The organism is Jiangella asiatica (assembly GCF_004349065.1).
Lineage (GTDB): Bacteria > Actinomycetota > Actinomycetes > Jiangellales > Jiangellaceae > Jiangella > Jiangella asiatica.
Genome location: NZ_SMKZ01000009.1, coordinates 92,121 through 105,069, shown reverse-complemented (window position 1 = coordinate 105,069; position 12,949 = coordinate 92,121). Strand labels below are relative to the sequence as shown.

Here is a 12,949-nt window from a genome sequence, read left to right as displayed (position 1 = left end):
GCATCGATCCTCGGGCGTAACCGCGTACGTCGATCTGCGTACACGCGATGCCGCTCCCGGCACGACGCGGGCGACGGCCGGCCGGCGAGAGCGTTGAGCCATGACGAACACCATCGTGGTCACCGACAGGTTGACCAAGCGCTACGGCGAACGGCTCGCCGTGAGCGACGTGAGCCTCACCGTCCGCAGCGGCGAGGTGTACGGCTTCCTCGGACCGAACGGAGCCGGCAAGACGACCACGCTGCGCATGCTGCTCGGCCTGGTCCGTCCCACCAGTGGGAGCGCGACCGTCCTCGGCCACGGGCCGGGCGAGCCGGGCGCCGTCGCCCGCACGGGCGCGCTGATCGAAGGACCCGGCTTCTACCCGTACCTCTCCGGGCGCGACAACCTGCGCGTGATGGCCCGCTACCAGCGGGTGCCGGACCGCGCGGTGGAGTCGGCCCTGCAGCGGGTCGACCTGGCCGAGCGTGGCGACGACGCGTTCAAGTCCTACTCACTGGGCATGAAGCAGCGGCTGGGCGTCGCGTCGGCGCTGCTTGGCGAGCCGGACCTGCTGGTGCTCGACGAGCCCACCAACGGCCTGGACCCCGGCGGCATGGCCGACATGCGCCGGCTCATCGTCGACCTGGCCGGTCAGGGCCAGACGGTGATGCTGTCCAGCCACCTGCTCAGCGAGGTCCAGGAGATCTGCGACCGGGTCGGTGTGATCGCCGGCGGGCGACTGCTCGCCGAGAGCACCGTCGCCGACCTGCGTGGCGGCAGCACCCTGCTGGTCCGCGCGGATCCCGTCGACCAGGCCCTGGCCGTGGCGATGCGGGTGGCCGGTGACGACGCGGTCCAGCTGCTCGACGACGGTCTGAGCCTCGAGCTCGGCGAGGACTGGGCACCGGAGCTGGCCCGGGCGCTGGTCGGTGCCGGCGTCGACATCCGTGAGATCCGGCCGTCCGAGCGGTCGCTGGAGGACGTCTTCTTCGAGATGACCGGCGACGCCGCCGGACCCGGTGTGGGCGCCGCGGCGCCCGTGGAGGAGGAACGATGAGCACGACGACGACGGAGGTGGCGGCCGTGACGACCGCACCAGGCAGGACCGGACGACGGACCGTCCCCGGACCGCTCGCCGGCATGGCCGCGAGCGCTCGCGCGGAGCTGCTGCGGCTGCGTGCGTGGCCCGCGGTGTGGGTCATGGTGAGCGTCTGGCTGCTACTGAACCTCACCTTCACCTATGTGTTCAACTACGTCGCCTACGCGACCGGCTCGACCAGCTTCGCCACCGAGGGCGTGGCGTCGGACAGCCTGCTGGCTGAGCTGATGCCGTCGGCGATCCCGCAGATCTTCACTGGCGGGATGCCGATGTTCGGCGGCGCGATCATGTTCATCCTCGGCGCGCTGGCCACCGGCAGCGGCTTCGGCTGGGGCACTTGGAAGACCGTGCTGACGCAGGGGCCGGGCCGGCTGGCCGCATTCGGCGGGACGCTGGCCGCGGTGGCCACGATTGTGACCGGGGTGGTCGCCGCGACGCTCGCCATCGACGTCGCCGCCTCCGTGCTCATCGCGTCCGCAGAGGGGCAGTCGATCGTGTGGCCGTCGCTGGGCGCCCTCGCCGAGTCGGTCGGCGCCGGCCTGCTCATCAGCGGCATGTGGGCGGCCGGCGGTGTCCTGGTCGGGGTGCTGACCCGCAGCCCGGCGCTCGCGGTGGGCCTGGGCCTGGTGTGGTCGCTGGTGGTCGAGAACCTGCTGCGCGGCGTCGGCAACCTGCTCAGCGGCGTCGAGTACGTCACGAACGTGCTGCCGGGCACCGCAAGCGGGTCGCTGGCCGGTGCACTCGGCGCCGCGAACGAGCCCGACGGCGACGGTACGCCCGGGGTGCTGACCGTGCTCGACGGCGGACCGGCCGCGCTGCTCACGGCCGCCTACCTGGTGGCGTTCGTTGTCGTCGCCGCCGTCCTCATGAGGCGCCGAGACGTCGCCTGACGCTGCTGCTTGATCATCGGCAATCGGCCCCGTGATCGCGGGGTCGATCGCCGATGCTCAGGTGAGCGAGAAGGCAGCCGCCGGACGGAGATGATCCTGACCCTGTCGGAGCGATGCGGAGACTTTTTCAACTCTGCGGGCCGCGGCCGCTCCAGGTCCAGGCGTAGGCGCCGTCGTCGCTGGTCTGGCCGGCCTCGCCGATCTCCAGCGGCCGGAACGTGTCGACCATGACCGCGAGCTCGTCGAAGTAGTCCTTGCCCAGCGACCGCTCGACCGCGGCCGGCTGCGGGCCGTGCGAGTGCCCGCCCGGATGCAGCGTGATCGAGCCCTGCCCGATCCCCGAGCCCTTGCGCGCCTCGTAGTCCCCGCCGCAGTAGAACATGACCTCGTCGGAGTCGACGTTGGAGTGGAAGTACGGCACCGGCACCGCCAGCGGGTGGTAGTCGACCTTGCGCGGCACGAAGTTGCAGATGACGAAGTTGTAGCCCTCGAACACCTGGTGCACCGGCGGCGGCTGATGGATCCGCCCGGTGATCGGCTCGAAGTCGGCGACGTTGAACGTGTACGGGTACAGGCACCCGTCCCAGCCGACCACGTCGAACGGGTGCGTCGGGTAGGTGACGACACTGCCCACCAGCCCGGACGGGCCGTGCCCGCGATGCTTGGTGAACACCTCGACATCGGCCTGCTCCACCAGGTGCGGCTCGGCCGGCGCGGTCAGGTCGCGCTCGCAGTACGGCGCGTGCTCGAGGAACTGCCCATACCGCGACAGGTACCGCTTCGGCGGCGCGATGTGCGAGTTGGCCTCCACCACGTAGGCCCGCAGCGGCCCGTCCCCGGTGGGCACCCACCGGTGCACGGTGGCCCGCGGGATGATCGCGTAATCACCCTGGCGCACGTGGAGCAGCCCGAACATCGTCTCCAGCCTCGCCTCACCGTCCTCGACATAGACGCACTCGTCGCCGATCGCGTTGCGATACAGCGGCGAGGACTCCCCCGCGGCCACGTAGGCGATGCGCACATCGCCGTTGCCCAGCAGCAGCCGCCGCCCGGTCACCACGTCGGCGGCCTTCCAGTCGTTGCCGGGGAACAACTCGTGCGGCCTCAGATGCATCGGCTTGAGCGGATGGTTGGGCACGGTGCGCGCGTCGGGCAGCTCCCAGACCCGCGAGTCCACGATGGCCGACGGCACACCCACGTGATAGAGCAGGGAGGAATCCGACGAGAACCCCTCCTCGCCCATCAGCTCCTCCCGGTACAGACCGCCGTCGGGCCGGCGGAACTGGGTGTGCCGCTTCGGCGGGATCTCGCCCACACTGCGATAGAACATCTGCCGTTCACCTTCTCTGGTGAGCTGGTGCTGGTTCGCGGTTCGCTGGCATGTGCCGATTATCGGACACACTTGCCCGCATATCGACCAGCGTCGAGGATGAACGCAGTGGTGTCAAGGACGGTCGGGACCACCGGCCGGCGCTGGCGCCGCGCAGGAGAGGATGCGCACATGGAGACGATCCCCGCGATCTTCGACCGGCTCGTCGACGACGCCGCCGTCTTCCCGCCGGGCAACCTGCCGCTGCCCGACGCCGTCGCCGCTCATGGTGGCCACCGCACGGCGTGGTACGCGGGACTCGTCGGGCCGCTGCTGTGCCCGTCATCGGCTCTCGACGAGCTGGGCGCCCTGGTGCGCGACCAGCCGGAACCGCTCGGCGTCGCCGTCGTCGTCGACGCCGGGACCGGCGGCATCCTGGAGGCGGTCGACACCGTCGCGCACGACGGCCAGCTGGTGCTGCGCGGGGTCGAGGTGCCGCTGCGCGGGTCGCCGCCGGGCGAGACGGCGCGGCGCACCGTCGCCGCCCTCGACGCCGCCCTCGGCGGCCCGGACGACGACGAGCCCGCCTACGTCGAGGTGCCCCGCGAGCCCGGGTGGGAGAACGCCTTGGACGTCATCGCCGAGTCCGGCTACCGGGCCAAGCTGCGCACCGGCGGCGCCGAACCCGACGCCGTCCCGTCGCCGGCCGAGGTCACCGCGTTCGTGCTGGCCTGCCTCGACCGCGGCATCGCCATGAAGTTCACCGCCGGGCTCCACCACGCGGTCCGCGGACCGCGCGCCGGCGGCGTCGTCGAGCACGGATTCCTCAACGTGCTGCTGGGCGTCGCCACGGCGCTGGATGGCGGCGAGCCCCGCGACGTCGAGGCAGCGCTCTCGGTCGACGACGGCGCCCGGCTCGCCGCCGCGGTGGGCGACCTCGACGCCGTACGAGCCGCTTCCGCGCGGCGGTGGTTCGCCTCATACGGCTCGTGCAGCATCGCCGAACCGCTGGGCGACCTGATCGCCCTCGGGCTGCTCGCCGGACCCGATAAGGTCACGCGGTGACCTGGCTGGACCTCCCCGACGGCGCCGCGTTCGACGCCTGGACCCTGCCGTACGGCATCTTCTCCACGCCCGGTGAGGAGCCCCGGGTCGGCGTCGCCGTCGGCGACCACGTGCTCGACCTGGCGCCGCTGGCCGCGACCGGGGGCCTGGACGGGGCACACCTGTTCGCCCAGCCCACCCTCAACCCGTTCCTGGCCGCCGGCCGGCGCGCCTGGGACGCCGTGCGCGGCTGGCTGCTCGAGCTGGTCACCGGCGAGCCGCACCGCGACCTCGTCGAGCCGCATCTCGTACCCGTGCGCGACGTGAAGCTGCGCCGGCCCTTCGACGTCGGCGACTACGTCGACTTCTACGCCTCGCAGACGCACGCCGAGAACGTCGGGCAGCTCTTCCGCCCCAACTCTCCCGGGCTGCCCGCGGCGTGGCGGCACCTGCCCATCGGCTACCACGGCCGCGCCGGCACCGTCGTCGTCTCCGGGACCCCGGTGACCCGCCCGTCCGGACTTCGCCGCATAGGACCGCCGGCCGACGGACGGGTCGAGCACGGACCGTCGCTGCGGCTGGACATCGAGGTCGAGGCCGGCTTCGTCGTCGGCACGCCGTCGCGGCTGGGTGCACCGGTCCCCGTCGCCGACTTCACCGAGCACGTCTTCGGGATGGTGCTGGTCAACGACTGGTCCGCACGCGACATCCAGGCCTTCGAGTACGTGCCGCTCGGCCCGTTCCTGGGCAAGTCGTTCGCGACGTCCATCTCACCGTGGGTGGTGCCCCTGGACGCCCTCTCGCACGCACGGGTCGACCCGCCGCCGCGCGACCCGGAACCGGCGGCGTACCTGCGCGACGCCGATCCGTGGGGCCTGGATTTGGAGTTCACCGTGACCTGGAACGACACGGTCGTGTCGCGGCCCCCGTTCGCCGGCATGTACTGGACGCCCGCGCAGCAGCTCGCGCACCTGACCGCCAACGGCGCCTCGGTCCGCACCGGCGACCTGTTCGCCTCCGGCACCGTCAGCGGGCCGCGTCCCGGCGGCAGCGGCTGCTTTCTGGAGCTGACCTGGAACGGCGCCGAGCCGGTCGCCCTGGCCGACGGCTCGAGCCGCTCGTTCCTCGAGGACGGCGACACCGTGACCATCAGCGCCACCGCCGCCGGCCCCGACGACACCCGCATCCACCTCGGCGCTGTGACGGGCCAGATCACCCCGCCCCGCTCCCATGATCATTAACGATCTCGGGGGTCATAGCACCCGAAATCGTTGATGATCATGGGTATCCACAGGGCGAAGATTGGTGCTGGCGCTCCGCCGCGGCGTCGGTCACGCTCGACGGCATGTCCTCGCTCGACGACCTCGCGGCACGGCAGCACGGCATCGTCAGCCGCGCCCAGGCGCTGGAGCACGGCCTGACGGACGACGCGCTGAAGTGGCTCGTCGAGTCTGGCCGCTGGAATCGCGTTCACACAGCCGTCTACGCCACCGTCACCGGTCCGCTGACGTTCGAGGCACAGGTGTGGGCGGCGATCCTGCGGGCTGGCCGTGGCGCCGTCGCCAGCCACCGGACCGCCGCCTATCTCGACGGCATCTGCGACGATCCCGGCCCAACCGTGCACGTCACCGCTCCCGCGGACCGCCATGTGCGCAGCAAGGTCCAGGTCGTTCGCGTGCACTACGCCCACCGGCTCCCGGTCACCCGGCATCCCACGAGGCTCCCACCGCGAACTCGTGTGGAAGAGACCGTTTTGGACCTCGTCGACTCCGCACCCCATCCGCGTGAGGCCGAGGGCTGGGTGACCTCGGCCGGCCAGCGCCGGACCACGACACCGGAGCGGCTGGCCGACGCGCTTGGACGGCGAAAGAAGATCCGCGGGCGACCGATGCTGGAGGCGATGCTCACCGATGTCGCCTCCGGTGCCCAGTCGCCATTGGAGCTGCGTCACCTGCGCCGGGTCGAAAGGGCGCACGGACTGCCCGTGGGCACCCGGCAACGGCGTGTCGCCGGCGGCCGCGCGATCTGGATCGACGTCGACTACGAGCCGTACTCGGTCCGCGTCGAGCTCGACGGCCGCGTCGGCCATGCCGGCGATGGACGGTTCCGCGACCGCCGACGCGACAATCGCGCCACCGTCCAGGGCCACGCGACGCTTCGCTACGGTCACGCCGACGTGTTCGGCGACCCGTGCGGCGTCGCGCTCGAGCAGGCGGCGGTGCTCCGAACCCGCGGCTGGACCGGGACCCGGCGCCCGTGCGGCCCCACGTGCGTCGCCTCCTCCTTCCCATGATCATCAACGATCTCGGGGGTCATAGCACCCGAGATCGTTGATGATCATGGGGCGGTGGGCGGGTGCGCGGTGGGCCGCGGGGTTATGGGTGGGCGGCGTGCTCGTGCTCGACGTGGCCCATGGGCTCGATCTGGAACGTGCTGTGCTCGATGTCGAAATGGCCGGCGAGGCAGCGGTGCAGGCCGTCGAGGACGGAGTCGGCGCCGCACCCGGGCTCGGCGGACTCGGCGATGACGACGTGCGCCGACAGCACCGGGACGCCGCTGGTGATGGTCCACGCGTGCAGGTCGTGGACGTCGACGACGCCGGGGGCTTCCAGCATGTGCCGGCGGACGTCCTCGAGGTCGACGCCCTTGGGCGTCGCCTCCAGCAGCACGTCCAGCACGTCGCGTAGCAGCAGCCACGCCCGCGGCAGGATCATCAGCCCGATCAGCACCGAGGCCGCCGCGTCGGCGCGGACCCAGCCGGTGGTCATGATGACCACGGCGGCGCCCACGACGGCGACCGAGCCGAGAGTGTCGCCCAGGACCTCCAGATAGGCGCCGCGCACGTTGAGGCTGTGCCGCTGGCCCGAGCGCAGGAGCAGCAGCCCGCCGAGGTTGCCGGCCAGGCCGACCACGGCGACGGCCAGCATGATGCCGGTCTCGATCTCGCCGGGGTCGGCCAGCCGGCGCACGCCGACGACGATGGCCAGCACCCCGATGACCGCCACCACGACGCCGTTGGTCAGCGCCGCCAGGATCTCCGCGCGCTGCCAGCCGAACGTTCGCGCGGTGCTCGCCGGCCGGGCCGCGACGGTGGTGGCGAGCAGCGCCAGCGCGACGCCGAGCCCGTCGGCCAGCATGTGGCCGGCGTCGGCGAACAGCGCGAGCGAGCCGGAGATCAGCGCGCCGACCACCTCGACGGCCATGATGACCACCAGGATGGCCAGGACGGCGACCATCCGGCGACGGTGGGCGTACGACGCGGTGCCCCGCGGCATGCCGTGCCCGTGACCGTGGCCCATCAGTGCGGCCTGCCCGGACGGGTGGCGGGCGCGTCGACGTCCGGCCGGGCGCGGTGCCCGGACTCGGCATGTGCCGCGTCACCGTGCCCGGCGTCTGCTGGCGACGTCGCCTCCGGACGGTGCCGCTCGGGACACAGCCGCGCCGGGACCCCGTCGGCGGCCAGGACGTCCTCGGCTGCGGCCATCAGCCGCCACAATTCCGGCCTCGTGAGGGCGTAGAAGGTCGAGCGCCCGTGCGGGTGCGGCTCCACCAGCCCGGCGTTGCGCAGCGACGACAGGTGACCGGAGACCGTCGACTGCGCCAGCCCCAGCTCCGCGGTGAGGTCGACGACACGCCGCTCGCCGTCGCCGAGGAGCCGCACGATGGCCAGCCGCGCCGGGTCGGCCAGGCTGTGGAACAGCTGGACGGCGGCGGCGTCGACGGACGTCCGATTCATCGTCATACGCCGATGATAGCGCGTGCCGCCGATGTCTGCCGAGCAGCCCCGCTCAGAGCGCCGGCGTCGCCTGGCCGGACGCGGCGCCGCCGGCCAACTCGGCGACCTGGGTGCACGAGGCCGAACGGGTCGAACCCCATCCGGAGCTGAAGGCGAGACCCACTGGAACACTGGCCGGATGGCGATGAGCGGGTTCGGCGTGACGGAGTTCCAGCTGGTCCTGCTCCGGCGGATGCAGGACTACCAGCCGGAGCTCGTCGAGCAGGCGCGCGAGCGACTGGGTGTCACCCGCACCGAACAGCGGCAGGCGAACGCGTTCTGGCAGTCGGTCGAGCGGTCGCGCCGGGTGCCCCGCGGCCTACGGCGCTACCGCCTCGTTCTGGGTGAGCCGGTGGGCGAGAGCGAGGTGCTGATCGGTGACCTGCCGTGCCGGCTGTTCCACTGGTACCTGCCGCTCTGGCCGGACCTGCGCTGGGAGGTGCTGACCGGCGCGAACGGAAGCGTCGTGAACGGCTGGCTGGCCAGGGAGCGCGGCGGTGCCGTGCCCCAGCTGCCCGCGGACGGGCAGCTGGAGCCGTGGTCGTGCGTCGTCGGTGACGTCGAGCAGACGTACGCGGACATCCGGCACCTCGAGGGCGACGCGCCCAGCCGGTGGCTCGTCGCCTACACCGCGCCCGGCGGCGAACCGCGGCTGGCGCGCTTCGTGTACGGGCTGGTGCAGACCGCCGACACACTGCCTCGGCCTCGACGCGACATGTAGACGTCGAATGCCTTGTAGAGCAGGCGATTCAGCGGCAGGTCCCATTCGCCGAGGTACTCCACGGCGTGACCGCCGGTGCCGACCTTGAACTGGATCAGGCCGAGGTGCGGGTCGTTCTCGTCCACGGTGGTGGTGATACCGCGCAGGTTGTAGACCGCGCAGCCGGCGGCCAGTGCGTCAGTGATCATCTTCCACTGCACGGCGTTGGATCCGCGTACCTCCCGCTTGGCAGTGGTGGAGGCGCCGTAGCTGTACCAGGCGTGTACTCCGACCCGGACCCAGGTCGTGGCGGCGACGAGGTCACCGTCGTGGTGGGCGAGGTAGAGCCGGATCCGGTCCTCGTCCTCGGCCAGCAGCGCCTCGAACATGGTCTGGAAGTAGCGCAACGGCCGCGGGGTGAAGTGATCACGTTTCGCGGTCTCGACGTAGATCCGATGGAAGTCGGGTAGGTCCTCGACGCCGCCCTTGGTCACGATGACGCCCGCCCTGGTGGCCTTCTTGATGTTGCGCCGCCAGAGCTGGTTCATCCCCTGGAGGAGTTGCTCTTCGCCCTTGCCGGCCAGCGGGAGCTGGAAGACCCAGCGCGGCTGCCCGGCGGAGAATCCTTCGTCGTCGTCTTTCGGCGGACGCCACCCCAGGTACCGGAGCTGGTTGTGTGCCCGGGTGGCGGCGCGGTTCAGCGTGTCCGGTGGTAGGTCGCTGAGCTTGGTGACTGTCGGGTCGGCGATCGCGGACTTGATCGTCGCAGCGCTCCAGGTGCGGGCCACCGCCGGCGTCCCGATGCGTACGGCGAAGGCACCGGAGCGCTTCAGGTGCATCACCATCGGTTCGAGCCAGCCGGCCAGATCGTTCGAGGCCCAGTCGATCGTCGGTCCCTCGGGCAGGTAGGCCAGCGCCTTCTTGATCTTGGGCAGCCAGCGATACAGCACGAGGCCCGCGCCGACCAGCCGGTCGTGGCCGTCGAACCAGCCCAGCGACTCCGATCCCCACTCATTCTTCACCGCGGCCCAGGCCGGGGTCTGCAGGAAGCTCACCGAGGGTTGGGTCGCGTTGAACGCGACGTGCTCACTCGCCGTGATGGTCCGAACCCGAAAAGCCATGCTCACGCCGGTCGACCGGCCAGCGCATCACGGCGTCCGGCCAGGTGATCCCGTTCGGCCGCGTACGCAGCTCCTCCTGTGGGTCGGGGAGGTGGCGCGGAAGAGGGTTCGTCGCCGACGATCAACACGAGCATGCGCTCGATGTTCCGAGCCGGGACATATCGTCGGCATATCGAAAACCGCATACGTGCCGACAACACCAGGCAGCCTTGACTGCAGGCGTGAGCTACAGCGAGCAAGCACGAACAGCGTCGCGCCGGAACCGGCCGCTGGTGTCCTCGTCCTCCTCGGCCGCATCCGACCACCATGGCGAACATCGCGCGGCAGCCGGCGCCGCGCCAAGAATGAGAATCACCATCTATGGATGCGGGCAGGACGAGGCCGTCCTGTTCCGGGAGATGGCACCTCGCTTCGACGTCGTTCCAACCATCACAGATGCAGCGGTATCCGAAGCCAATATCGACCTGGCGTCCGGAAACCGCTGCATCAGCGTCGGCCACAAGACTCGGATCACGAATTCCACACTTCTTGCGCTCGGCCGGGCCGGCGTAGCGTATGTCTCCACGAGAAGCATCGGCTACAACCATATCGATGTGAAATACGCAGAGAGTGTCGGCATCTCGGTCGAGAACGTCGCCTATTCGCCCGACAGCGTGGCTGACTACACACTGATGCTGATGCTGATGGCGGTCCGGAATGCAAAATCGGTCATCCGCCGAGCGGACGTTCATGATTACAGGTTGAATGACGCACCCGGGCGGGAATTGCGCGATCTGACCATCGGGGTCATCGGAACAGGGCGCATCGGCGCAGCGGTCATGGACAGATTGCGGGCTTTCGGCTGCCGCATGTTGGCTTATGACAAACGACCCACGACTTCGGCCGATTACGTTACCCTCGATGAATTGCTACGGCGAAGCGATATTGTAACGCTCCACACGCCGCTCAACGCGGACACTCACCATCTCTTGAATCGTCGACGCATCGGGCAGCTGAAGAACGGCGCGTTCATCATCAATACCGGACGCGGTTCGCTTCTCGACACCGAGGCCCTCGTTCCGGCGTTGGAAAGCGGCCGACTGGGCGGTGCGGCGTTGGATGTCCTCGAGGGTGAGGAAGGGATATTCTACGCCGACTGCAGGAACAAACCCATCGGAAGCAAGCAGCTGTTGCGGCTGCAAGACCTGCCGAATGTGCTCATCAGCCCACACACCGCCTATTACACGGACCATGCCCTGAGCGACGCTGTTGAAAACTCCATCCTCAATTGCCTTACCTTCGAAAGCGGAAATCAGCATGGATAGGTTGAGAATCGCAGTCATATTCGGCGGCTGCTCCGAAGAGCATCCCATCTCCGTCAAATCCGCGCAAGAGGTCGCAAAGAACCTCGACAGCGACAAGTACGAACCGTTCTACATCGGGATCACGAAGAGCGGAGCCTGGAAGCTCTGTGACGGCCCCGACACGAACTGGGAGAACGGCAGTTGCCGTCCAGCCGTCCTGTCGCCGGACAGAAGCGCACCCGGATTGCTTGTTCTGGAACACGGGAAATACGAGACGATCAGCCTGGACCTGGTGCTGCCCGTCCTGCACGGCAAGCTCGGCGAGGATGGTGCGATCCAGGGTCTGCTCGAGCTCTCCGGCATCCCCTACGTAGGCTGCGATGTCCAGAGTTCTGCCCTGTGCATGGACAAATCCCTTGCGTACATGGTCGCTCGAAGTGCGGGAATCGCCACACCGAACTTCTGGACCGTCACGTCGAACGAAGACATCGACCCCGACCGGCTTTCCTATCCCGTCTTCGTGAAGCCGGCCCGTTCGGGGTCGTCGTTCGGCGTCAGCAAGGTATCCCAAAAGGAAGAATTGCTGAGTGCGGTGGACACCGCACGCCAGTATGACGCGAAGGTGTTGATCGAAGAGGCTGTCGTCGGCAGCGAGGTCGGATGTGCCGTCCTGGGAAACGATCTGGAGCTGACCGCGGGCGAGGTAGATCGAATTGCTCTGTCTCATGGCTTTTTCAGAATTCATCAGGAAAGTGAGCCCGAAAGCGGTTCCGAAAACTCGACACCAATCGTCCCCGCGGACATCTCGGCAGAGGCACGCTCGCTCGTCCAGGAGACGGCGAAGGTCGTGTACCGCGCCCTGGGTTGCCGGGGGTTGTCGCGGGTGGACATGTTCCTCACGGAGGACGGAACCGTAGTCCTCAACGAGGTCAATACTCTGCCTGGCATGACCTCGTACAGCCGTTACCCGAGAATGATGGCAGCCGCGGGGTTGCAGCTTGCCGACGTGATCGACCGGATGGTGTCGTTCGCATTGGACGGAAAAGACGATGAACGCTGATTTCGTCTTTGTGGACGAGTTCGTACCCGGAATACGCTGGGATGCCAAGTACGCGACGTGGGACAACTTCACCGGAACACCGGTGGACGGGTACCAGGCAAATCGAATCGTCGGCACGAGGGCTCTGTGCGCAGCCCTGGAGAGCGCGCGAGAAGAGGCCGAATCCCTCGGCTTCGGCTTGGTTCTCTGGGATGGTTATCGCCCTCGACGCGCCGTCGATCGGTTTCTGCGCTGGTCGAAGCAGCCGGAGGACGGCCGGACGAAGCTACGACACTATCCGAACATCGACCGGGCCGAGATGTTCGAAAAAGGATATGTGGCCACTGAGTCGGGCCACAGTCGGGGCAGCACCGTCGACTTGACGCTCTATCACCTGGCTACCGGTGAGCTCGCACCCATGGGCGGCGACCATGATCTGATGGATTCGATCTCACATCATGGAGCAAGGGGGATCACGCCGGCCGAAGCGAGAAACCGCCAACACCTTTGTTCTGTCATGGAGGCCTGCGGTTTTGATCGGTACGACCACGAGTGGTGGCATTACACACTGAAGGACGAACCCTATCCAGACACCTATTTCGATTTTGCCATCACCTAGACGAGCCGGCCGAGGAAGCGGCCGCGGCGCTACGGGCGACCGGCGTGCAGGTGCTGAGGTTAGTGAGGTGTGCCTCGCCGGTGGAGTC

Annotated in this window: 13 protein-coding genes; 9 read left to right on the top strand and 4 right to left on the bottom strand. The window is 69.0% G+C overall.

Features of this window, described 5'->3' with window-relative positions; all coding sequences use genetic code 11:
- Positions 1–100: 100 nt before the first annotated feature.
- Positions 101–1,039: an ATP-binding cassette domain-containing protein gene (locus E1269_RS08850; protein ID WP_131893490.1), complete on the top strand. Its 939-nt coding sequence runs from the start codon at positions 101–103 to the stop codon at positions 1,037–1,039.
- A complete protein-coding gene (locus E1269_RS08845) occupies positions 1,036–1,971 on the top strand; it encodes an ABC transporter permease (protein ID WP_203433206.1) in 936 nt (311 codons plus the stop codon). Before E1269_RS08850 ends, E1269_RS08845 begins: the two co-directional genes overlap by 4 nt.
- A gap of 127 nt (positions 1,972–2,098) precedes the next feature.
- Here E1269_RS08845 and E1269_RS08840 read toward each other — a convergent pair whose 3' ends face one another.
- Positions 2,099–3,301: a homogentisate 1,2-dioxygenase gene (locus E1269_RS08840; RefSeq protein WP_131893488.1), complete on the bottom strand. Its 1,203-nt coding sequence runs from the start codon at positions 3,299–3,301 to the stop codon at positions 2,099–2,101.
- 171 nt (positions 3,302–3,472) lie between these two features.
- On the opposite strand from E1269_RS08840, the gene E1269_RS08835 reads away from it, so the two are divergent.
- The 3 genes from E1269_RS08835 (at position 3,473) to E1269_RS08825 (ending at position 6,617) form a co-directional block, all read left to right on the top strand.
- Positions 3,473–4,345 carry a hypothetical protein gene (locus tag E1269_RS08835; RefSeq protein ID WP_131893486.1) on the top strand — a complete coding sequence of 291 codons (873 nt, stop codon included), beginning with the start codon at positions 3,473–3,475 and terminating at the stop codon, positions 4,343–4,345.
- Complete coding sequence (gene fahA / locus E1269_RS08830) at positions 4,342–5,565, top strand: fumarylacetoacetase (protein WP_131893484.1); 1,224 nt, start codon at positions 4,342–4,344, stop codon at positions 5,563–5,565. Before E1269_RS08835 ends, fahA begins: the two co-directional genes overlap by 4 nt.
- A gap of 104 nt (positions 5,566–5,669) precedes the next feature.
- Positions 5,670–6,617: a type IV toxin-antitoxin system AbiEi family antitoxin domain-containing protein gene (locus tag E1269_RS08825; RefSeq protein WP_131893482.1), complete on the top strand. Its 948-nt coding sequence runs from the start codon at positions 5,670–5,672 to the stop codon at positions 6,615–6,617.
- Positions 6,618–6,699: 82 nt separating this feature from the next.
- On the opposite strand, the gene E1269_RS08820 is transcribed toward E1269_RS08825, so the two are convergent.
- Together E1269_RS08820 and E1269_RS08815 are read right to left on the bottom strand one after the other, a co-directional pair.
- Positions 6,700–7,623 (bottom strand): cation diffusion facilitator family transporter, encoded by a 924-nt coding sequence (locus E1269_RS08820; RefSeq protein WP_131893480.1) that lies wholly within the window; start codon positions 7,621–7,623, stop codon positions 6,700–6,702.
- On the bottom strand, positions 7,623–8,066 hold the full coding sequence (locus E1269_RS08815; protein WP_131893478.1) for an ArsR/SmtB family transcription factor: 444 nt from the start codon (positions 8,064–8,066) through the stop codon (positions 7,623–7,625). Before E1269_RS08815 ends, E1269_RS08820 begins: the two co-directional genes overlap by 1 nt.
- A gap of 172 nt (positions 8,067–8,238) precedes the next feature.
- Here E1269_RS08815 and E1269_RS08810 point away from each other — a divergent pair, with 172 nt between their 5' ends.
- A complete protein-coding gene (locus E1269_RS08810) occupies positions 8,239–8,820 on the top strand; it encodes a hypothetical protein (protein ID WP_203433204.1) in 582 nt (193 codons plus the stop codon).
- Here E1269_RS08810 and E1269_RS08805 read toward each other — a convergent pair.
- Positions 8,724–9,920 carry a lipid II:glycine glycyltransferase FemX gene (locus tag E1269_RS08805; protein WP_131893476.1) on the bottom strand — a complete coding sequence of 399 codons (1,197 nt, stop codon included), beginning with the start codon at positions 9,918–9,920 and terminating at the stop codon, positions 8,724–8,726. The two genes, E1269_RS08810 and E1269_RS08805, sit on opposite strands and share 97 nt — an antisense overlap.
- 344 nt (positions 9,921–10,264) lie before the next feature.
- Between E1269_RS08805 and vanH the strand changes: the two genes are divergently transcribed.
- The 3 genes from vanH to vanX are packed head-to-tail and all read left to right on the top strand — an operon-like array spanning position 10,265 to position 12,861.
- A complete protein-coding gene (gene vanH / locus E1269_RS08800) occupies positions 10,265–11,224 on the top strand; it encodes a D-lactate dehydrogenase VanH (protein ID WP_203433236.1) in 960 nt (319 codons plus the stop codon).
- On the top strand, positions 11,217–12,263 hold the full coding sequence (gene vanA / locus E1269_RS08795; protein ID WP_131893472.1) for a D-alanine--(R)-lactate ligase: 1,047 nt from the start codon (positions 11,217–11,219) through the stop codon (positions 12,261–12,263). The genes vanH and vanA overlap by 8 nt, the downstream gene beginning before the upstream one ends.
- Positions 12,253–12,861, top strand: coding sequence for a D-Ala-D-Ala dipeptidase VanX (vanX, locus tag E1269_RS08790; protein ID WP_131893470.1), 609 nt, complete (start codon positions 12,253–12,255; stop codon positions 12,859–12,861). Before vanA ends, vanX begins: the two co-directional genes overlap by 11 nt.
- The last annotated feature ends 88 nt before the right edge of the window (positions 12,862–12,949 follow it).

Coding starts and splice junctions, on each gene's coding strand:
- E1269_RS08835 (WP_131893486.1), top strand. CDS start 3,473: ATGGAGACGATCCCCGCGATCTTCGACCGGCTCGTCGACGACGCCGCC.
- E1269_RS08805 (WP_131893476.1), bottom strand. CDS start 9,920: ATGGCTTTTCGGGTTCGGACCATCACGGCGAGTGAGCACGTCGCGTTC.
- E1269_RS08820 (WP_131893480.1), bottom strand. CDS start 7,623: ATGGGCCACGGTCACGGGCACGGCATGCCGCGGGGCACCGCGTCGTAC.
- E1269_RS08840 (WP_131893488.1), bottom strand. CDS start 3,301: ATGTTCTATCGCAGTGTGGGCGAGATCCCGCCGAAGCGGCACACCCAG.
- E1269_RS08825 (WP_131893482.1), top strand. CDS start 5,670: ATGTCCTCGCTCGACGACCTCGCGGCACGGCAGCACGGCATCGTCAGC.
- vanA (WP_131893472.1), top strand. CDS start 11,217: ATGGATAGGTTGAGAATCGCAGTCATATTCGGCGGCTGCTCCGAAGAG.
- vanX (WP_131893470.1), top strand. CDS start 12,253: ATGAACGCTGATTTCGTCTTTGTGGACGAGTTCGTACCCGGAATACGC.
- E1269_RS08815 (WP_131893478.1), bottom strand. CDS start 8,066: ATGACGATGAATCGGACGTCCGTCGACGCCGCCGCCGTCCAGCTGTTC.
- E1269_RS08810 (WP_203433204.1), top strand. CDS start 8,239: ATGGCGATGAGCGGGTTCGGCGTGACGGAGTTCCAGCTGGTCCTGCTC.
- E1269_RS08845 (WP_203433206.1), top strand. CDS start 1,036: ATGAGCACGACGACGACGGAGGTGGCGGCCGTGACGACCGCACCAGGC.
- vanH (WP_203433236.1), top strand. CDS start 10,265: ATGAGAATCACCATCTATGGATGCGGGCAGGACGAGGCCGTCCTGTTC.
- E1269_RS08850 (WP_131893490.1), top strand. CDS start 101: ATGACGAACACCATCGTGGTCACCGACAGGTTGACCAAGCGCTACGGC.